Annotated in this window: 19 protein-coding genes; 2 read left to right on the forward strand and 17 right to left on the reverse strand. The window is 42.6% G+C overall.

Annotated features, from left to right (window positions below):
* Positions 1–17: 17 nt before the first annotated feature.
* The 7 genes from trpC to B1s21160_RS06445 form a co-directional block, all read right to left on the reverse strand.
* A complete protein-coding gene (gene trpC / locus B1s21160_RS03635) occupies positions 18–797 on the reverse strand; it encodes an indole-3-glycerol phosphate synthase TrpC (RefSeq protein ID WP_095672455.1) in 780 nt (259 codons plus the stop codon).
* Between the two features lie 144 nt (positions 798–941).
* Positions 942–2,441: an anthranilate synthase component I gene (locus tag B1s21160_RS03640; RefSeq protein ID WP_190276928.1), complete on the reverse strand. Its 1,500-nt coding sequence runs from the start codon at positions 2,439–2,441 to the stop codon at positions 942–944.
* A 39-nt stretch (positions 2,442–2,480) separates the two neighbouring features.
* Positions 2,481–3,197, reverse strand: a complete 717-nt coding sequence (locus B1s21160_RS03645) for a HisA/HisF-related TIM barrel protein (RefSeq protein WP_095672456.1) — start codon at positions 3,195–3,197, stop codon at positions 2,481–2,483.
* Positions 3,198–3,203: 6 nt separating this feature from the next.
* The gene (dnaE, locus tag B1s21160_RS03650; protein WP_095672457.1) at positions 3,204–6,731 is read right to left on the reverse strand and encodes a DNA polymerase III subunit alpha; all 3,528 of its coding nucleotides are present in this window, start codon (positions 6,729–6,731) and stop codon (positions 3,204–3,206) included.
* A gap of 30 nt (positions 6,732–6,761) precedes the next feature.
* Positions 6,762–7,700: an RluA family pseudouridine synthase gene (locus tag B1s21160_RS03655; protein ID WP_095672458.1), complete on the reverse strand. Its 939-nt coding sequence runs from the start codon at positions 7,698–7,700 to the stop codon at positions 6,762–6,764.
* On the reverse strand, positions 7,697–8,140 hold the full coding sequence (locus tag B1s21160_RS03660) for a signal peptidase II (RefSeq protein WP_095672459.1): 444 nt from the start codon (positions 8,138–8,140) through the stop codon (positions 7,697–7,699). The genes B1s21160_RS03655 and B1s21160_RS03660 overlap by 4 nt, the downstream gene beginning before the upstream one ends.
* Positions 8,141–8,178: 38 nt before the next feature.
* A complete protein-coding gene (locus tag B1s21160_RS06445; RefSeq protein WP_223297920.1) occupies positions 8,179–8,562 on the reverse strand; it encodes a TraR/DksA family transcriptional regulator in 384 nt (127 codons plus the stop codon).
* Here B1s21160_RS06445 and B1s21160_RS06450 point away from each other — a divergent pair.
* Complete coding sequence (locus tag B1s21160_RS06450; protein WP_223297921.1) at positions 8,528–9,016, forward strand: hypothetical protein; 489 nt, start codon at positions 8,528–8,530, stop codon at positions 9,014–9,016. The two genes, B1s21160_RS06445 and B1s21160_RS06450, sit on opposite strands and share 35 nt — an antisense overlap.
* 77 nt (positions 9,017–9,093) lie before the next feature.
* Positions 9,094–12,234 (forward strand): isoleucine--tRNA ligase, encoded by a 3,141-nt coding sequence (ileS, locus tag B1s21160_RS03670; protein WP_095672460.1) that lies wholly within the window; start codon positions 9,094–9,096, stop codon positions 12,232–12,234.
* Here the strand turns inward: ileS and B1s21160_RS03675 are convergent.
* The 10 genes from B1s21160_RS03675 to murD all read right to left on the reverse strand — a co-directional run bounded on the left by B1s21160_RS03675 (position 12,231) and on the right by murD (position 21,390).
* Positions 12,231–12,515 (reverse strand): YggT family protein, encoded by a 285-nt coding sequence (locus B1s21160_RS03675; protein WP_041887491.1) that lies wholly within the window; start codon positions 12,513–12,515, stop codon positions 12,231–12,233. The two genes, ileS and B1s21160_RS03675, sit on opposite strands and share 4 nt — an antisense overlap.
* Before the next feature lie 15 nt (positions 12,516–12,530).
* Complete coding sequence (locus tag B1s21160_RS03680; protein WP_041887490.1) at positions 12,531–12,983, reverse strand: cell division protein SepF; 453 nt, start codon at positions 12,981–12,983, stop codon at positions 12,531–12,533.
* A gap of 18 nt (positions 12,984–13,001) precedes the next feature.
* Positions 13,002–13,679 carry a YggS family pyridoxal phosphate-dependent enzyme gene (locus tag B1s21160_RS03685; RefSeq protein WP_095672461.1) on the reverse strand — a complete coding sequence of 226 codons (678 nt, stop codon included), beginning with the start codon at positions 13,677–13,679 and terminating at the stop codon, positions 13,002–13,004.
* Positions 13,676–14,278: a purine nucleoside phosphorylase YfiH/LACC1 family protein gene (locus B1s21160_RS03690; RefSeq protein WP_095672462.1), complete on the reverse strand. Its 603-nt coding sequence runs from the start codon at positions 14,276–14,278 to the stop codon at positions 13,676–13,678. Before B1s21160_RS03690 ends, B1s21160_RS03685 begins: the two co-directional genes overlap by 4 nt.
* An 8-nt stretch (positions 14,279–14,286) precedes the next feature.
* On the reverse strand, positions 14,287–15,426 hold the full coding sequence (gene ftsZ / locus B1s21160_RS03695; RefSeq protein WP_041887500.1) for a cell division protein FtsZ: 1,140 nt from the start codon (positions 15,424–15,426) through the stop codon (positions 14,287–14,289).
* Between the two features lie 200 nt (positions 15,427–15,626).
* A complete protein-coding gene (locus B1s21160_RS03700; protein ID WP_095672463.1) occupies positions 15,627–16,358 on the reverse strand; it encodes a cell division protein FtsQ/DivIB in 732 nt (243 codons plus the stop codon).
* Positions 16,359–16,366: 8 nt separating this feature from the next.
* On the reverse strand, positions 16,367–17,770 hold the full coding sequence (gene murC / locus B1s21160_RS03705) for a UDP-N-acetylmuramate--L-alanine ligase (protein ID WP_095672464.1): 1,404 nt from the start codon (positions 17,768–17,770) through the stop codon (positions 16,367–16,369).
* Positions 17,767–18,858, reverse strand: coding sequence for a UDP-N-acetylglucosamine--N-acetylmuramyl-(pentapeptide) pyrophosphoryl-undecaprenol N-acetylglucosamine transferase (locus B1s21160_RS03710; RefSeq protein WP_095672465.1), 1,092 nt, complete (start codon positions 18,856–18,858; stop codon positions 17,767–17,769). The genes murC and B1s21160_RS03710 overlap by 4 nt, the downstream gene beginning before the upstream one ends.
* Complete coding sequence (gene ftsW / locus B1s21160_RS03715; RefSeq protein WP_095672466.1) at positions 18,855–20,039, reverse strand: putative lipid II flippase FtsW; 1,185 nt, start codon at positions 20,037–20,039, stop codon at positions 18,855–18,857. Before ftsW ends, B1s21160_RS03710 begins: the two co-directional genes overlap by 4 nt.
* 1 nt (position 20,040) lies before the next feature.
* Positions 20,041–21,390 (reverse strand): UDP-N-acetylmuramoyl-L-alanine--D-glutamate ligase, encoded by a 1,350-nt coding sequence (gene murD / locus B1s21160_RS03720; RefSeq protein ID WP_095672467.1) that lies wholly within the window; start codon positions 21,388–21,390, stop codon positions 20,041–20,043.

Consider the following 21,390-nt stretch of genomic DNA (forward strand, 5'->3'; position numbering starts at 1 on the left):
ATTAGTTTATTAGATCTTTATCGATTGAGGAGTTGTTTAATAGTATGAACTGGATTACCTGCTTTAACTAAACTCTCCCCGATCAACACCGCATTTGCGCCTAAATTTGCAACTGTTTCAACTTGTGCTGGGGAGCTGATTCCAGATTCAGCCACCTTGATAACCGTTGCTGGTAGTTGCGGCAGAATCCGCTGAAAATTCTCATGATCAACCTCTAGTGTTTTCAAATTTCGCGAATTAACACCAATAATTTTTGCGCCAATATCTAATGCAGCCTCAGCTTCAGCTAGGTCATGGATCTCAACTAAAACATCCATGCCTAATCCCTGGGCTAATTGAGAAAAATCAACCAACTGCGATTTTGAAAGGCCAGCCACAATTAGTAACAATAAATCGGCGCCTAATATCCTTGATTCATAAACTTGGAACTCTGTCACTATAAAATCTTTGCGTAAGACTGGTAGATCAACCGCTGAACGAACCGCAAGCAGATCAGCAATACTCCCTTTAAATCTGCGCCCCTCAGTTAGTACGCTAATTACATCCGCCCCACCTTCCTGATATTTGCTGGCTAGTTCTACTGGATCTGAAATTGCCGCTAAATCACCTTTGCTTGGTGAGGATCGTTTAACTTCCGCAATTAATCGCATTCCATCTTTACTTAGAGATTGATAAGCACCTCGTAATTTTGGTGCGCCCTGAAGCTGCTCCTGAAGTTGGGAAATTGGAATTATTCGACGATTAACATCCTCCAACACACCATCAATTATCGATGTTAAAACATTTGTCTCACTCATCAGTTGGGTCTACCCCTTCTGATAATGAATTCCACTGATTTTTCGATTTCTTTTCATACCTATTAGAACTACTTTTTTTGCTGAGTCTAATTATTAAAAAGGCGGATATTGCTATGACTAGGAAGCTGGTAAAAATTGAGCCCTTCATTGCGCAACCACCATTGCATTAGCAGTCGCTATGGCGCCTAGAACCGCAGCAGCTTTGTTTATACATTCTTGATTTTCAGAAACAGGATCTGAATCTGCAACAATTCCAGCACCTGCTTGTACATAAGCTGTTCCATCCTTAATAACAGCGGTCCTAATTGCAATACATGTATCAATATTTCCAGTGAAGTCCAGGTAGCCAATTGTGCCGCCATAAATTTCTCTTCTAGTTGGTTCATTTTCTTCAATAATTTGCATCGCTCTTGGTTTTGGAGCACCCGATAATGTCCCCGCTGGAAATACTGAGAATAATGCTTCGATTGGTGCTACCTCTGGCAAAAGTCTTCCCACTACAGTAGAAACTATGTGCATCACATGTGAATACTTTTCAATTTGCATAAATTGGGAGACTTCAACCGATCCAGGCTGACAAACTCGACCTAAATCATTTCTGCCCAAATCTACAAGCATTAGGTGCTCTGCCCGCTCCTTTGGATCCTGTAAGAGTTCATTTGCTATTTGCTCATCAATTTTTGGATCATTGTTTCGTGCCCTAGTTCCAGCAATTGGATGAATAATCACTTGCTCTCCAGTTACTTTGACTAGTGCCTCAGGGCTGGAGCCAACAACTGATAAGCCGTCAACAAATCTAAACAAATACATATAAGGGCTTGGGTTTTGCTCCCTAAGTACTCGATATAGATCAAATGGTTGCGACAAAGCCGGCATGGTAAATCTTTGCGAAAGAACTACTTGGAAAGCCTCCCCTGAGCGAATTTGCTCCTTTATTAATTCTACTTTTTCAATATAAATCTGGTCAGTAGTGTTTCTTTCATAATCAGGTGTGACTCGGTATTTTACCTGTGCAAAATCTTTCACACCTGGAAGATTAAGGTCAGCCTCCATTTTATCTAATCGAGTAATCGCAGTCTCATACGCCAGATCAACCCGCTCAGAACTTCCATCCCAATTGATGGCGTTTGCAATTAATGTAATTTCATTTTCTTGATGATCAAAGACAGCTAGATCTGATGTAAGCATCATCGCAATTTCTGGAATCTTAAGATCACTCCTTGCCTGAGTACTTAATTTTTCAAGCCGCCTAACAATCTCATATCCCAAGTAACCAACCAATCCACCGGTCAGAGGTGGCAGCCCTGCAATCTTGGGAGATCGAAGATGAGCGGTTGCAATTCGCAGCGCATCAAGTGGATCGATGCCGAATGGAGCACCTGCTGGCATAACACCACTCCAAATTGCTAGGCCATTTTCCTCCGTCAAGGTTGCTTGGCTATTAACTCCGATAAAGGAATAGCGTGCCCAAATTCCTGACTCTGCCGATTCAAGCAGAAATGTGCCACTGCGATGATTAGTTAATTTGCTATATAAAGATAAGGGAGTTTGGTCCTTACCAGATAATTTACGAGCGACTGGAATGACATTAAAATCACGAGCATACTGTCTAAATTTCTCTAAATTTATAAGCGCCTTATCCACTCACCTATTCTGCCGTAATCTAAGAGTCAGGCGCACCGTTTATTTATAGCAGGTATCTAGTGCCTCTTCGATGCTGAATGAGCCCACATACAGAGCTTTACCAACTATCACAGCGGATAAACCCATTTTGCGCAGTTGCTGTAAGTCAAGCAAAGTAGTAACTCCACCGCTTGCAATAACTTCAGCTGATGTTTGGCGCATGACATCCTCCAGTAATTTAAAATTGGGCCCACCTAATGCTCCATCAGTTGAATTGTCAGTAACAATTATTCGAGCACAACTAGCCTCATTTAGAATTGAAATAAAATAATTAAGATCTCCAATTACCTTGCCGCTCCCCCTGGCAACAAGTGAACTCTGACTTACATCCAAACCAATACAAACTCTTTCGGGATATTTCTTTAGTACATCCTTAACCCAGTCAAAATCTTCGAGCGCAGCGGTAGAGATATTAATCCGCTTAGCAGATGTAGCTAAAGCCAGATCTAAACTTTTCTGATTCTCTATCCCACCAGATAATTGAGTGTTTACTTGACTCATTGCTGATAACTGCTGAATCAAGAGAGAATTATTTCCAGTGCCATAGGCCGCATCTAAATCAACTAAATGAATCCACTTGCTACCAGCTGCAACAAATCTTTGCAAAACCTCAAGAGGCTCTACCGATGCCGAATTTGCAGCAGATGCCGCCGAGCTGATTTGAACTACCTTCCCATGTTTTATATCAATTGCCGGAAGTAGCTCAAGTGGTTTCATTAAACCCTAAACCAGTAAGCAATCTGGACCGAGCACAGTTTTAAGATCCGCACTCAGGCTGGGTGAAGCGGTAACCTTTAAATTCTCATCTAATTTCATAACAGTTTTTTTCTCACCATCTATCAATCTTAAATGTACCTCTCGAGCTCCTGGGTGTGATTTCAAGATTTCATTCATTCGCTCTATCACCGGTGGTGTGCACCGAGACACCTCCATTGAAATTACTAACGGACCAGTCGGTATCAGCTTTAAATCAGGTAAAGATAAATCTAGTGCTGAAATTCTTGGCTGCTCCTCCCGCTTATCAACTCGACCACGAATAGCTACTATCCGATCCTCAACTAAATTGACTCCGTGAGTTGAATAAGCATTTGAGAAAAACAAAACATCTATTGCGCCATCTAAATCCTCCACCGTCACAATTGCCCAAGGATTGCCTTGTTTTGAAACTTTGCGTTGAATCTGAGAAATTAAACCGCTGATCGTGATGATTTGATCATGCCCCACTTCAGAGATTTGGCTAATTGAAAAATCTGACACCGAACGCAGTACATGTTCAACTCCTAAGAGTGGATGATCGGAGACATAAAGCCCCAACATTTCTCGCTCATATCCCAGCAACATCATTTTTTCCCATTCGCTATCTGGAATATCAAGTGCTACTCCACTTACGGTAGATGTGGCATTTGTTGAACCAAACAAATCAAATTGACCAATAGATTCTGCTCGCTTTGCCTCAGATACCGCATCTAACGCTTCAAGAAAGACCATCATCAGACCTCTGCGGGTATGGCCTAAGGTATCGAATGCGCCAGCTTTGATTAATGACTCAATAGTTTTCTTGTTACACACATGTGAATCCACTTTTGCTAAAAAATCTCCAAAACTTTGATATCTACCTTTTTGATTTCGATTAGCAATGATTGATGCAACCACATTTTCCCCCACATTTCTTATTGCGGTTAAACCAAAACGAATATCAACTCCTCTAGGTGTGTACTCTGAATCTGATTCATTGACATCAGGTGGCAAAACCTTGATGCCCATGCGCCGACACTCATTTAAATACAAAGCGCTTTTGTCCTTATCATCCCGCACGCTTGTGAGCAGTGCTGCCATATATTCGGCTGGGTAATTGGCCTTTAAATATGCGGTCCAAAAGGAAAGTAGGCCATATCCAGCACTGTGTGCTCTATTAAAGGCGTAATCAGAGAATGGAATCAGTGTTTGCCAGAGTTTTTCGATTGCATCATCTGAAAATTTATTACTCTTCATGCCTGCTTCAAAGTGAACTTTTTCTTTATCAAGTATCTTTTTGTCTTTTTTACCCATCGCTTTTCGAAGCAGATCTGCTCGCCCTAAAGTAAAACCAGCAACTTTTTGAGCAATAGCTAATACTTGCTCCTGGTAAACAATCAGCCCATAGGTATCCTTCAATATTTCATTTAATGGTTTATCTAGCTCTGCATGGATACCGGCAGGGGTTTTACGCCCATTCTTGTAATCTGCGTATTTGTTATGTGAATCCTCACCCATGGGACCTGGGCGATAAAGCGCAATCACCGCAGCAATATCTTCAAAACTATCAGGTGCCATTGATCTAAGTAATGATCTAATCGGGGCGCTATCCAATTGGAATACCCCTAGGGTGTCACCTCTTGATAGTAATTCAAAAGTTTTCTTGTCCTTAAGTTCCAACTCCTCGAGCACAACCTTCTTGCCTAGATTCTTTTCAATATTTATTAAGCAGTCATCTAATACAGATAGGTTCCTTAAACCCAAAAAGTCCATTTTTAACAAACCGGTGGCTTCGCAGGCACCCATATCAAACTGGGTGATAATCGCCCCGTCAGCCTCACGCCTATGAATTGGAATTACATCAAGCAGTGGCTCTTTACTTAAAATTACACCAGCTGCATGCACACCCCACTGGCGCTTCAAGCCTTCAATTCCTAAGGCAGTGTCAACTATTTTCTTGGAATCAAGATCAGACTCATAGAGGTTTCTAAATTCACTAGCCTCGCCATACCGATCATTATCCATATTAAATATGCCAGTTAATGAAATGTCCTTACCCATTATTGAAGGTGGCAAAGTCTTGGTTAACTTCTCGCCTAACGCATATGGATATCCAAGAACTCGCGTGGAATCTTTGATTGCCTGTTTAGATTTTATAGTGCCGTAGGTAATGATTTGGGCAACCCGATCATCCCCATATTTTGTCGTGGCGTATTGAATCATCTCTGATCTTCGACGCTCATCAAAGTCAAGATCGATATCTGGCATAGAGATACGCTCTGGATTTAAGAATCGCTCAAACAGCAATCCAAATTTAATCGGATCAAGCCCAGTGACGCCTAGTGAGTAAGAAACTAATGATCCTGCCGCAGAGCCGCGACCAGGGCCAACTCTGATTCCAACCTCTCTGGCATGTTTACAAAGATCTGCTACCACTAGGAAATAGCCAGGAAAACCCATTTTTATCATGACATCTAATTCAAAATTGAGTCGCTGCAAATACTCATCTGGTATCTGCCCATTCATTCGATCTGATAATCCTTGATTAGCCAGTTTTCGCAGCCAGCTATCTTCACTTTCTCCTGCTGGGACCGAAAACCTAGGTAATAAATTTTCACCTTCCCGCATTGTAGTTTCGCAACGCTCAGCGATAAGCAGAGTGTTGTCACACGCCTGTGGGTAATCCTTGAATAACTGGCGCATCTGTGCCGCACTCTTTAGATAAAACTCCGAGTTTTCAAATTTAAATCGCTTGGGGTCGGCAATAGTTGCGCCAGATTGAATACATAGCAGCACCTCATGTGCTGCTGCGTCCTTGTGGTGGGTATAGTGAAGATCATTGGTTGCAAGTAAAGGTAAATTTAATTCTTTGCCTAATTTTATTAAATCTGCGAATACTCGCTTTTCGATATCAATTCCATGATCCATTAACTCAAGATAAAAGTTGTTTGCCCCAAAAATCTCCCGCATTCCAGCCGCAGCATTCACCGCTTCCTGATATGCACCCATTCTTAATCTGGTCTGAATCTCACCACCAGGACATCCGGTAGTTGCAATAATTCCGTTTGAATATTTTGCCAATAACTCTTTATCAACTCGGGGCTTGTAATAAAACCCCTCCAGCGATGCCAGAGATGAAAGTTTAAACAGATTAGAGAGCCCCTGATTATTTTCAGCAAGCAATGTCATGTGCGTGTAAGCACCACCTGCGGAGACATCATCCTCTCCCCCTTCAGCCCATTTGACGCGCCGTTTATCAAATCGAGATTCGGGGGCGACATAAGCTTCAATTCCAATTATTGGCTTTACACCCGCCGCTTTTGCTGTTTTATGAAACTCAAAGGCACCAAATACATTTCCATGATCTGTCATTGCAATCGCCGGCATCTTTTGGCGAGCGACCTCGGTAACTAACTCTGAAATTTTTGCAGCGCCATCTAACATCGAATACTCGGTGTGCACATGAAGATGCACAAAATTTTCCGAGTCTTTCAAGTTTTCCGGTGAATTAGACATGGGTGGTGAGATTACTACTGCAAATTATTTCTAGCGGGAAATATCAGAAAGTATCTGTAATGAGCGTGTCAGATCCTCGGGGTAGTCGGCGGTAAATGAGAGTCGCTCACCGCTCGCCGGATGGGTAAAACCCAATTCCTTGGCATGTAGCCAAGGCCTGCTAATTCCCAGCCTTGTTGCCAGCGCCGGATCTGCGCCGTAGGTCAGATCCCCAACTAATGGGTGATGCAATGCAGAAAAATGCACTCGAATCTGATGAGTCCGCCCAGTCTCAAGTTCAATCTCAAGTGAGGTTACTGCTGGAAAGACCTCTAAAGTTTTGTAATGGGTGATGCTTGGTTTGCCATTAGCAACGACAGCAAACCGATAATCCTCTCTTGGATGACGATCAATTGGTGCATCTATTGTGCCAACTGTTGGATCCATATGTCCTTGCACTAAGGCGTGATAAACCTTGGAGACAGTTCTTTGCCTAAATTGATCTTTCAGATGTGCATAAGCAATTTCGTTTTTTGCAACTACCATCAAACCCGATGTACCCACATCTAATCGATGAACTACCCCTTGCCTTTCCGCGGCACCGGAGGTTGCAAGTTGATATCCAGCTGCAAATATTGCGCCAACCACTGTTGCACCTTTCCAGCCAGGGCTTGGGTGAGCGGCGATACCAACTGGTTTATTAATTACAATTAAATACTCATCATCAAAAACTACCTTTAAGCCATCTATTGGTGTGGCAGTTAATTTTGCCTCACCTTTGACCGCTGGTAGCAGAATTTCTAATTGGTCGCCAGCTATCACCCGGTCTGATTTACCAACTACTTTGCCACTTTTTGATACCTCGCCAGCATCAATCAGTCCGACGATTACATTACGTGAAAGGCCCAATAATCTTGAAAGTGCTGCATCAACTCGTTCTTGATTTAGGCCCTCGGGGATAGAAAGATTTTTCACCTCGCGCTCGCTCACCGATCATCTCCCTTATTACTAAATTTGATGTTTTTCCAGCTCAGCCATATAATGAGAATTGCAGCAGAAACCACTGACATATCAGCAATATTAAAGATCGGCCAATTTGGAATCTGTATCCAATCTACTACCTCACCTTGTAATCCACCTGGTGGTCGAAAAATGCGATCACTCAGATTGCCAAATATGCCACCGAGGGCAAGGCCCAGCGCAATTGCCCACCCGGTTGAGGTTACTTTACGGCCATAATAAAAAATAGCCGCTGCAACTATTATCGAAAAAGTTGATAAAAAGATTGTTCCACTAGTGGCAAGGCTAAAGGCAGCACCTGAATTAAAAGTGAGTTTAAATTGTAGAAGTGAACCAATTACTTTCCTTGGTTCATCGGATAAGTACTCAATGGCAAGGGTTTTGGTTAAATAGTCTGAAGCAAAAACCATCAAAGCAATTGCTGCTAACCATTTTCGCTGAATTATGTTCAGCGTCGTTCCTCCTTTTGCTTACAAACCATGCAAAGTGTTGCGCGTGGGAAAACCTGTAATCTCGCTTTGCCAATAAAGTTTCCGCACTCTTCACATTTCCCATATGTCTTGTTTTCAATCCGGTCTAGTGCTCGTTCAGTCTGCTGCACCATATCTCTTGCGTTGTATACCAAAGACATTTCATGTTCGCGTTCAAAAGTTTTTGCTCCGGCATCGGCCTGGTCATCACCAGCGCCAACACCAGCTGCTTCAACCAAGTCTTCCATCTCTGCCTCGGCGATCTCCAATTCTTTTTGTAATCTAATTAAATCTTTGGCAAGTTCAGATTTAATACTTCGAAGCTCAGTGGCATTCCAGGCATTTTCGGTAGCAGCTGCCACTAACGGTGCTGGGGCCCCTTTTATTGGTTTTAATGCTGCTGCCTTCTTCGATTTCAATACCGGCCTTGGTGGTGGTGGCATCATCAATCGTTTTTCTACAACCACCGCCTGCGCATTAGCATTTGGCATTGTTGAAGTAACGGAAATTGTTGTAGAAGATCCAGAGGTTGAAGTTTGCAACTTTGCTGGAAACGGCTTACCAGGTCCCTTTTTAAAATTCGATTTTTTCGACAGTGATGGTTTTACAATGTTAGGTGATCGTTTGGCAATCTTCTTTACGCTTTTTTTAGCAGTAGGTTTCTTTACAGAACTCTTTGGATTGCCCTTTTTGGCAGTTGACTTAGCCGGTTTTTTCACCGATGATTTCGAACTTTTTTTTGCAGATTTCTTAAATAACTTCCTGATAGCCACAATACCCCCTGGAGGGGCAAAGGTTATGGCTTGGCCGAAGTAATTACCAACCGCCACCCCCGTGTGAAAATATTAGAGACCAATAAAAGGTTAGCCCCCGCGTTAGAATGTAGGGTGGATATGAATAAGCAGCGCGAAATCAATACTTTATCTGCGCAAATCGATCTTCCTGCCATGGAAGCAGAGATCTTAGATTTTTGGGCACAGAATCAAATTTTCGAGAAATCTGTAACCAATCGAGATGGTTCACCTCGTTGGAGTTTCTATGAAGGCCCCCCAACTGCAAACGGCATGCCTGGAACTCATCACATAGAAGCACGTGTCTTTAAAGATCTCTTTCCACGATTTCAAACCATGAAGGGCAAACAGGTAATTCGCAAAGCTGGTTGGGACTGCCATGGTTTGCCAGTTGAAATTGCGGTAGAAAAAGAGTTGGGATTCACCGGCAAGGCAGATATTGAAAAGTTTGGTGTTGCAGCATTTAATGAAAAATGTAGAGAATCAGTGCAACGCCACGTAAATGAGTTTACGGATATGACAAAGCGCATGGGCTTCTGGGTTGATTTTGATGATGCTTACTGGACTATGTCGCCGGAATATATCGAAAGCGTTTGGTGGTCTTTGCAGCAGATCTGGAATAAAGGATTGTTGGTACAAGATCATCGCGTAGCACCTTACTGCCCAAGGTGTGGAACAGGACTTTCAGATCATGAATTAGCCCAAGGCTATGAAACTATTAAAGACCCTTCAGTTTATGTCCGCATGCCAGCAACCTCTGGCAAGTTAGCCGAATTAAAAGCGAGTTTGTTAATTTGGACAACCACACCTTGGACACTAGTTTCAAATACTGCAGTTGCAGTAAATCCAAAGGTCGAGTACCAAGTTGTTGAAGTAAAAATCGATGAAAAAAGTGAACGATTGGTGGTAGCTAGCGATTTATCTGCCATATTAGGTGAAGACAGAAAAGTTGTTGCCACTTTTATGGGTAAAGATCTAGAACACACTAAATATGCCAGGCCCTTTGATTTTGTCGAAATCAAGGATTCACACTTTGTAGTTTTGGCGGATTATGTGACTGTGGAAGATGGCACAGGTTTAGTTCATCAGTCACCAGCATTTGGCGCTGATGATTTAGAGGTTTGTCGTAAATACAACTTACCGGTAGTAAATCCAGTAAACCCTGATGGGCATTTCCACCAAGATGTGCCATTAATTGGTGGTGTGTTTTTTAAAGATTCAGATAAAGCATTAATCAAAGATCTAAAAAGTCGAGGATTACTCTTTAAAAGTACCCAGTTTGAGCACTCCTACCCACACTGTTGGCGCTGCCATACCGCGTTAATGTATTACGCCCAACCATCTTGGTATGTGAAAACAACTGCGGTTAAAAGCGAACTTCTACGAGAGAATGCAAAAACGGATTGGCATCCAGAAACTATTAAAAATGGCAGATTTGGCGACTGGTTAAACAACAACATCGATTGGGCAGTTTCTCGCAACCGTTATTGGGGAACTCCGCTGCCAATTTGGCGATGCGAAAATAAACATGATATTTGCGTGGGTTCACTTGCGGAATTGAGTAAGTTAGCAGGCAAAGAGCTCAGCACACTCGATCCGCATCGACCATTTGTCGATGATATTAAATTCAAATGTAATCAATGCTCCGCAACTATGCAGCGGGTAGCAGAGGTGATTGATTGCTGGTATGACTCAGGTGCTATGCCTTTTGCCCAGTGGGGGTATCCACACAAAGCGGGATCTACCCAGCAGTTTGAATCTGCTTATCCAGCCGATTTTATTTGCGAGGCAATTGATCAAACCCGTGGGTGGTTTTACACACTAATGACCATCGGCACATTGGTTTTTGATAAATCCTCTTATAAAACAGTTTTATGCCTTGGCCACATATTAGATAAAGATGGCAGAAAGATGAGTAAGCACTTAGGAAATGTGCTTGAACCAATGCCACTACTAAATCAACACGGTGCGGACGCAGTGCGCTGGTATATGTTGGCTGCTGGCTCACCGTGGAGTGCCAGGCGAGTTGGCCATGATGCAATCACTGATGTTGTTAGGAAGACTCTTCTAACCTACTGGAACACCATCTCTTTCTTCACCCTTTATGCCAAAGCTGCAAACTTCAAAGTAACGGCTCTCTCCGAGGATTTAACTCTGATGGATAAGTGGATAATTTCAGAGGTAAATAAATTAGTTGTCGCCGTTGACCTTTCCCTGGAGAATTTTGATTCACAAACTGCAGGCTCAGTGATTGCAAATTTCATCGATGATTTATCAAACTGGTATGTAAGGCGTTCTCGGCGGCGATTTTGGGATGGTGATGAGGTTGCGCTTAATACTCTCTACTACTGCTTGAAAAACCTCACCTTGTTGCTGGCACCAATGGTGCCATTCATTTCAGAACATGTTTGGCAAAATTTGATTAAGGTTGCACAATCAGATCAAGTCGATTCTATTCACTTAGCCAACTTTCCAACTGCTAATAAATCAATGATTGATGAAAATCTTTCTGCCGCGGTTGCGCTCTCTCGCCGCTTAGTTGAGCTTGGGCGCTCGGCACGGGCTGAATCTGGTGTAAAGATCCGCCAGCCATTATCCAGGGCGCTGGTCTCGGCCCCTGGCTGGGAAAAACTCTCAGTTGAAATCAAATCTCATATCGCCGAAGAATTAAATATTTTAAAGCTTGATGACATCCATGTAGCAGGCACTGATTTGGTTGATATATCGGTGAAAGCTAATTTTCGAACCCTTGGTGAAAAGTTTGGTGCCGATGTTCAGACAATTGCTAAAACCATCGCTGCCACTGACCATGGCGCCTTAGTGAAGGATTTACGTAAAAACACCGCTCACACTCTTACGGTCAAATTATCCTCAGGTGAAAAATCAGCCCAGATCACATTGGATGATTTAATTATTACTGAAACTCCACGAAGTGGCTGGTCAGTTGCATCACACGCGGGTGAGAATTTGGCGCTTGACCTCACTCTGACACCTGAGTTAATAAATGCTGGATTAGTCCGTGAGGTCATACGAGCGATTCAAGAGGAGCGAAAGAATATTGGATTAGATATTAGTGATCGAATTACTGTTAAATGGAATGCCCCAGAATCCACATCCGATGCTATTTCAGCAGCGATAGAAGAAATTAGTGCTGAGGTGCTTGCCACCACTATGGTTCAAGTTAAATCTGAAAGCAACAAGAGTAATGAATTAGGTTTGTGGCTAAATCTGGTTAAGAATTAAAGAATTATCACCAATCGCATAAGCAGTTGAACCACAAAAAAGACCACGATAAAAGATAGATCAAGTGAGATTCCACCTAATCTAAGTGGTGGAACGAATTGCCTGACAAAATTGAGCGGCTTATCCGTGATGGTATAAACCAACTCAGCTAATGCAAGAAATACACCCCGCGGTCTAAAATTAGGTGAGAATATCCGAATGTAATCCAGAATTAAACGTGCGATTAAAGCTATTAAAAAAAGATTCAGCGCCCAATAAATTAGACCTACTACTGCGCCCATTACCTTTAAGTTGGATCAGCTTTGATTAAAGAAACTTGCTTGCGCCGCGGAATTTCTATCTTCAACACTTACAGAAACATTTGGTGGTGTTAACAAAAATACCTTAGGGGTAACTTTCTCAATTTTTCCGTTGTGACCAAATACTAAACCCGAGGCAAAATCAATTAAGCGTTTGCGCTCTGTATCTTCGGCTTCACTTAAATTCATAATTACTGGCTTGCCTTCACGATAATGCTCACCAATTAATCGAACCTCGCTATAGGTGCGTGGTGTTAGCGAAATGATATGGTCCACAACTTTGTTTGCATCTACATGTGGTAGTAACTCAACATTAGATTTAGCAGCTGGCTTGCTATTGGCGCGAACTAACCTTGGTGCACGTTGCGTAAGTTGGTCTGTTCCGTGATCCAACTCTTCCTCATCCATCAATCCGAGGTATCCAGCGACTTTCTTAAATGCATTAGCCATGGCTTAAATCTATGTGATCTACGCTCGATTACCGAGGATTGAACTGCCAATTCGCAGATGTGTCGCACCATATTCAAGAGCCATTTCATAATCGCCACTCATCCCTGCCGATAGCGATTTGGCTGCGTTAAAGGTTGCCTTAAAATCATTGTGAATGCCCTGTAATCTGCCAAAAGCCCTCGGCAGATCTCCAGAAACTGGTGCCACAGCCATCAAGCCCTTGATTGAAATGTTCGGCAACTGACCAATCTCTGTAGCCAGAGTGATTAATTTTTGGGGATCTACTCCCCCACGAGATTCTGGCGGATGATCAAGAGATACTTGGATGAAAATTGATTTAAATTTACCAGCTGAATTTTCTGAAATAATTTTGGCGTACTTGAATTGATCAACTGAGTGAATATAACTCGCCCAATTGGTAATTGATTTCAATTTGTTGCTCTGAATCCCCCCTTGAAAATGCCAGTTGATATCTGCTGGCAATTGGCCAACCTTTACTGCGGCCTCTTGGTCGCGATTTTCACCAAACTCTCTCACCCCAAGTGAATACAAAATCTCTAAATCAGATAGTGGAAAGGTTTTTGTGACAACTATTAAGGTAATTTCATCGATACTTCGATTCCATCTCTTGGCAGCGCTGGCAATGCGCTCTTTGACCTGCTCAAGATTTCTTGAAATCTCATCGACTCGATTCATAAGCTGATCACTCCAACTTGCCTGCCTGCTTCACCATGTGCTCGGTATGAGAAGTAGTCAGAGTTTTCTTTAGTACAAATTCCAAGATTTGAAAGAGGTAGGTCAGATAACTGCTGCGCCAATCCGGCGTATAGATTTAAATAATTTTGCTTTCCACCGGTTGCTGGGTGGAGTTTGGTTATATCTGCATACATCTGGGCATCAACCTCATAGCAATTCCCACAGATGTGTGGTCCCACTACTCCAGTTATATTGTTAGAACCCAACTCCCGCATTTTTTTCACTGCATTGACCGCAACCTCATTGAGTAATCCTTTTCTGCCAACATGAACCGCCGCCACCGCCTGGCTTGAAATTAGAAGTAGAGGGATGCAATCTGCAACTCTAACCGCCAGGGCAATATCTTTATTTGTGCACACTAAACCATCTGCGCCAGGTGTGGTTCCTATCTGATCAACCACCGCAATCTCGTTACTATGAGTTTGCGACATAAATTGAACTTGTTTATTTAATAACTCTTCCAACTTATCTTTTTCGCTTTGATTAACTGGATCTGCAAGTGAGCCAAAATTTCTAGATGTAAAAAGCAGCCGAGCCATTTCGGCTACTACCGCATGAAATCAGGGATATCGATCTCATCTTCTGCGACTAACTCTTCAAAGGTAATCCGCTTACGTGGCCGATCTGCAGCACCAACATTTAGATCAAGGGCAACAGCCAACGGATCATTGGCAGCGATTGGATCTGCCTCACCACCGATTGTGGCGGCGTTGATCACCGGCATCAGAACACGTTTTGGTTGACCGCCATCAAAACCTGCAGCTATTACGGTGACTCTGACCTCATCACCCAACGCATCATCAATAACTGTTCCATAAATAATGTTTGCATCTGGGTGAGCAGATTTTGCAACCAACTCTGCAGCTTCAGAGATCTCAAACAAACCAAGATCAGAGCCACCAGCGATGGATAGCAAAACGCCATGCGCGCCATCGATTGATGCTTCAAGCAGTGGACTTGAGATTGCAAGCTCAGCTGCACGTATTGATCGTGCTTCACCTCGAGCTGATCCAATTCCCATCAAAGCAGAACCTGCTCCAGCCATTACGCTTTTGACATCGGCAAAATCTAAATTGATTAAGCCTGGAGTAGTAATTAAATCTGTAATTCCTTGAACACCAGATAGTAAAACTTGATCAGCAGTTCTAAATGCCTCAAGTGCACTAATTGAACGATCAGATATTGCAAGTAGTCGATCATTAGGAATCACAATTAATGTATCAACCTCTGTTCTTAAATTTTCAATACCTTCATCCGCTTGCGCAGTTCTACGCTTTCCTTCAAATGTAAATGGCTTGGTAACTACGCCAACTGTAAGTGCACCAAGATCTTTAGCAACTTTGGCAACTATCGGTGCACCACCGGTACCAGTTCCGCCACCTTCACCGGCAGTAATGAACACCATGTCTGCGCCGCGAAGTACCTCTTCGATTTCATCAATGTGATCAAGTGCTGCCTGTCGACCAATCTCTGGCGCAGCCCCTGCACCCAATCCTCTAGTTAATTTTCTACCAATATCTAATTTCACATCAGCATCAGACATTAACAATGCCTGCGCATCTGTATTAATCGCAATGAACTCAACGCCTTTTAATCCGACATCAATCATTCTGTTAACAGCATTAACTCCGCCACCGCCAATACCAACAACTTTAATTACAGCTAAATAATTTTGCGGTGTTGCCACTTTGCGCCCCATCCCTAGCCCTAAATCTCAAGTCGAGAGTTAAGGTTATCCCTATCCGATTGAGTAAAAGTAGGCACTACTGCGCGTTCAATCAACAACCGACACGAAGTATTGGGCTTTAAATAATTTAGTTAATTTTCAAAAAATTTAAAGATTTCAGATCAGATTATTTGCCATAAAACTAGGTGAAAAATGCGGGGTTATTTGACCACTGGTGCAGAGGGTTGAGATAGATCAACCTGTCTAACCTCATTATTTTCCGGCAACTTCAGCAGTGCAATCAGAATTGAGGACTTTTGTTCTAACTGTTGCACACCTCCCCAATTGATCTCAACTGGGAGCTGATTTATCCGGGTTTGCATCAAAATATCACCGCTTTTTGTGACCGAGATTTGCCTCAGATCTTGGATTAAATACTGCAGATCTTCCGGTAATTGCTGAAGTAGTTTTACTACCCCAGAAAGATCAGCCTTACTATCGCCAGCGGTGGAAACTATTGGCAGCATATCTTGACCCTGGAGCTGTCTACTTGAAGTTGGTTTGAAAATGACTCCACTAATATCAAAATTGACCATACTGTTTTCTGGAGTTAAAGCTTTAGCAACGGCAACTCTTTCCGTTACTGCGATGGAGATTTGTTTGCTGATCCAATTTCTTGAAACTTCAGCTGTTGACAACCAATCTAACTTACTCAATGACCTTTCAATTGCTCTTGGATCTACTCTTGCTAACTTTTGCCCTACCTGTGGCAATACTTCGTCATTTTCAAATTGAGCAAGAATTGCTGGTTGCGCAGTGGTACCAATTATTTCAACACTCTTCACTGTTAATACCGAGGACCAGCCAAGTAGATAGGCCATCGCTGCAAAAGCCGCAATCGTGGTTGTGGTTATTGCCAGTCGTTTTATTCGCTTTTTAACTTTATCAGCCATGTATTGATTTAGCGGTTAGAAAGTGCTTGCAGAATCGGTTCGCCAAGGGAGCTAACATCTCCTGCCCCAAGGGTAATTATCACATCACCACTTTTTGCCATTGCTGCCACCTCATTAACCACCGCCAGCATGGATGGCTCAAATTTCACTTCAGTAGCTGACATGTTTTTAGCAATTAAAAGTGATGAGACTCCCGATATGGGTTTCTCACTTGCTGCATAAACTTCGAGCAAAAAAGTAAAGTCAGCTATTTTTAGAGCGGTAGCAAAGGCGGGGGCAAAAGCAGCAGTTCTGGAGTAGCGATGGGGTTGAAAAACGACTATGACCCTCCCGCTTTGCGCTAAATTTTTTGCCGCAATCAATGTAACAGTCAACTCAGTTGGATGATGACCGTAATCATCAATTACCTTAACGCCAGCAACCTCGCCTTTTAATTCAAACCGACGCCTAGTTCCAGTAAAGCTTTTGAGACCTAATATCAATTTATCCTCAGCCGCACCCACCTCAGTGGCTGCTGCAAAAGCTGCTAATGAATTGAGCAAATTATGCTCCCCAGGAAGTGAAAGTTGGAGCTCGCCAAGTTTTTTACCAGTGCTTGAGATTGAAGCGATCGAGGTAGTTGGCGCCAATGCAATTTTGCTCATTCTAAAATCATTGCTTTCATCTTTGCCATATAGCAGGATTTTTAAATCAGGCCTGTTGATTCGCTTTAATAAGGTTTTTACGCCAGGGTCATCGCCACAGGCGACCAAAAAACCATTCTTTTTAATCGAGGAAACAAAATGCTCAAAAACCTCGAATACCGCTGCTTCATCTGCAAAGTGATCCACATGATCCAATTCAATATTGGTAATAATGGCGCCAGTTGGTTGATACGCCAGAAATGATCCATCTGATTCATCGGCCTCGGCTATAAATATTGAACCACTACCACTATGGGCATTGGTGCCTGCGGTGTTAATTGTTCCGCCGATTGCAAAGGATGGATCAAGCCCAGCTGATTGCAAAGCGACAGTTAGCATGGCGGTGGTTGTAGTTTTTCCGTGAGTTCCAGCGACAGCAATTGAGGTGGACTCAGACATTAACCAAGCTAACGCATTAGCCCGTTGCACCACCTGAATACTTCTTGCTTTTGCTGCAAGTAACTCCGGGTTGGTCTCCGCAATTGCCGAAGAAATAATCACTAACTCAGCTCCTCCTAGATTTTGAGCATCATGTCCAATAAATATTTCCGCTCCTAATGCCTTAAGTGAGGTGAGGAGTGAAGAATCATTTTTATCTGAGCCTGAAATGTTGAAACCTTTTGCCAACATGATTCGCGCAATTCCGCTCATCCCAGCGCCACCGATGCCGATAAAATGAATCTTTAACTTTGCTAACTCACTTAAAGTAAACCTTTGATTAGTGCTCATTTACCACTGCCAACTCTGGTAATTATTGCCTGACCAATTATCTGGCTAGCAGAAAATTCTCCACGCACACTTGGCTGGTAATTGCTTGCCTTATGCCAGATTTGATCCCAATTACTAATTAACCAGTCAGCGTTAAATTTATTATCATCTACCACTTCAGCGGCGCCAGCAATTTGCAAATCAGCAGCATTGGCTGCCTGCTCACCATTTCCAATTGGTAGTGGAATTAAAATTGCAAACTTACCTACAGCAGCCAACTCTGCGCAGGTTAGGGCACCGCTTCGTGCAATCACCAGATCAGCTGCGTGATAGGCAGCAGACATGTCATCGATATAGGAAACCGGTAGGTAATTTTCAGTTGAGGGAGGTAGCGGGTTGTTGCGACCAACTGAGTGGACAACTTGAACACCCTTTTCAGTAAATATTGAAAGTGATTGCAAAATTGCTTCATTTATGTGCCTAGAACCTTGAGAGCCACCAAAGACCAAAATTGTTGGCTTGTTTGCAGAGAGCTTCCATTTATCTAACTGCGCCTGCCTAATCTTTGTTGCCTCATCAGGTGAAAGATGCACTGCAGCAATGATTTCAGCCCTAATCGGCATGCCACTTAATTGCGCCTTACGCCACCTACCAATCTTTTGTCCAGCACGAGAAAAGGCAATAAAAATTTGATCAGCAAAGGGCACACCCAGTCTGTTCGCCCAACCTGGAATTGCATTTGCCTCATGAATAAAGATTGGCTTGCGTAAAATTGCCGCAGCTAAATAAATTGGTGGACAGGCGTAACCACCAAATCCAATTACTAAATCTGATTGACGACAAATTTTAAGAGCTTTTACCGTGGCATAAACGATTTTTATTGGCCAGATAAATGTAGCGGGCGTGATCTGCCTTGGCATCAATACCTTAGGAATATGAAGCAATTGAAAACCTGCATTCGGAACTAATTGATTTTCCAGGCCTGATTTAGTTCCTACAAATGTTATTTCCCAATCTGGCTTATTGGTATGCAGCCAGTTGGCTACAGCTAATGCTGGTTCAACATGGCCTGCTGTGCCGCCACCGGCAAATAGGATTTTGGCGCTCATTGATTAATTTTTCGCAATCTACTTGCCTTAATACCATCTGCAATCTCAGGTGTGCGTCTGGCTACACCCAATACATAACCAATCGCAATTAGATTTGCTAACAAAGATGAGCCGCCGTAGGAGATTAATGGCAGCGTTACGCCAATCACTGGAACAAGTGAGGTAGCGGAACCAACATTTATCGTAATTTGAGCTATCAACCAACATGCAACACCCGCCGTCACATATCTAGAAAAATCATCCTTAGTTTTCAGTGCCACACGCAGAATCGAATAAATTAACGCTGCATAAAGCGCCAACACCAGTAATGTGCCCAACAAACCAAGCTCTTCGCCAATTACTGAGAAAATAAAATCAGTATGTGCCTCAGCCAGATTGGCCCACTTTTGTTTACTTGCGCCCAATCCACTTCCCCATAAACCACCACTTGCAAGTCCCATAATGCTGTGCGCCGGCTGCCACCCTGCGAATTTGTAGTATCGCTCATCAAATGGATCAAACAGGGCTGCAAATCTACCCATTCGATAATTACTACTTAAAACAAAAGCACTTCCGATTACTACCCCAAAAACTCCAATGGCAGCAAAAAGTTTCATTGGCGCCCCAGAAATAAATAACACTCCGACAAATATGATTAAAACCAAAAGCGCAGTGCCAAGATCATTTCCAAATAAAATCAATATCTCTATTACAAATAAACCAGGTAAAAGCCTCAAAAAATTTTTCAACTTAGAAGGTGCGTCGCCTATTTTTCGAAGTTGTAGAGCACACCAGAGTATTAAACCAAATTTTGCAAACTCTGACGGCTGTAACGTGAAGCCAGCAATCTCGATCCAGTTTCTATTTCCATTAATGTTTTTTCCTAAATTTGGTATAAATGGCAATAGCAAAATAATGATTGAAATACTTAGCGAGTAGCGAGCGATTTTGGGCCAAATCAAACCGCGAACTCGATGGGACCAATAAAATCCAAAGCCACCAATGATTAAAAAGAAGAATTGCTTTATAAAGATTGAGTAGGTGTTACCACTCTCACTCAGAGAAGTAACGGTTGATGCAGATAAAACCATGGTTAAGCCAAGTGCACATAAGAAAAGCGTGCTCCAGATTATTAAGTAGTATGGAAGCTCTGGTCTGGCAAAAAATCTAGAGTACTTGTGCATTGTTAAATTGCCACTCATATCAGACCAAGGCCTTAACTGCTTGTGCAAATAGCTGCCCACGCTCTGCATATGAATTGAATTGATCCATGGAAGCACAGGCTGGTGCTAGCAATACAGTATCCCCCGGCTTAGCAATATTAATTGCTTGGAAAACAACATCTTCCATCAATTTCTTTGCATCACTAATTTGATCAACTCTATAAATCTCAATGGCAGGTGATTTTTCCTTGAACGCCTCTGCTATTAGCTCGCGATCTGCCCCAATTAAAATTACAGATTTAATTCTGCTAGAACATCTTTGTGCCAATTCATTCATGCTTGCCCCTTTTGCAAGGCCACCTGCAATCCATACCACATTAAAGTTTGCCAGCAATGAAGCGATGGCAGCGTGAGGATTAGTTGCTTTTGAATCATCGATCCAGTTAATTTCATTTTTGTTTATGACTAATTCCATACGATGATGATCCGGCAAAAAATTCTTAAGACCAGATTTAATCAATTCATAATTTACGCCTATTGCCAATGCCAATGCTGCCGCTGCAAGTGCGTTAAGTATGTTATGTGGAACAGTTGGTGTTATATCAACCAACTCCGATATCTCATTAGCTTGTGCTGGTGAAAGTGAAAAAGCACGATCTACTAATAAATTCTCCACTACGCCCAACTCACCTGCATTTGGGGTATCAAGTGAGAACCAAATTACTGAATCTGCCATTACTCGACGTGATAACTCAGGATCGGACTTGTTTAATATAACTTTTGAACTCTGCTTAAGCAATTTAAGCTTTGCCAAAGCGTAAGCTTCAAAACTTCCATGCCAATCGATGTGATCTTGAGCGATATTAAGAACTGCCACCGCCTCATACTTCGCTAAATTACTCCACTCTATTTGAAATGATGAAAGCTCGATTGCCAAGTACTCATAAGGTTTATCTGCAATTACGGCATCAATGACTGTTTCACCAACATTTCCGCAAGCTGCGCCATTTATTTTTGCTGCCTTGAAAATGGATTCAACCATCTTGATAGTTGTGGTTTTGCCATTTGTGCCGGTTAAAGCAATCCATCGTTGATCAGGGGCTAATACTTGCTTTATTTTCCAGGCCAAATCAACCTCACTTATTACCTCAATACCACTGCATTTAAGTTTTGAAATTACTGGATGGTCTAGACGCCATCCGGGTGAAACTACCGCCAGTTGAATTCCATCCGGTATTTGATTTGTTACATCTGAAGTATTAGATAATTTCTCATCAAACAAGACAGTAGTTGCACCGAACTTTTTTAACGCCTTCTCAACAGATCGACCAGTAACACCTGCCCCAATCACTAAACATTTTTTGGCTGCCAATTCTGCGACAAAGTTCAT

The organism is Candidatus Nanopelagicus hibericus (genome assembly GCF_002288005.1).
Classification (GTDB): domain Bacteria; phylum Actinomycetota; class Actinomycetes; order Nanopelagicales; family Nanopelagicaceae; genus Nanopelagicus; species Nanopelagicus hibericus.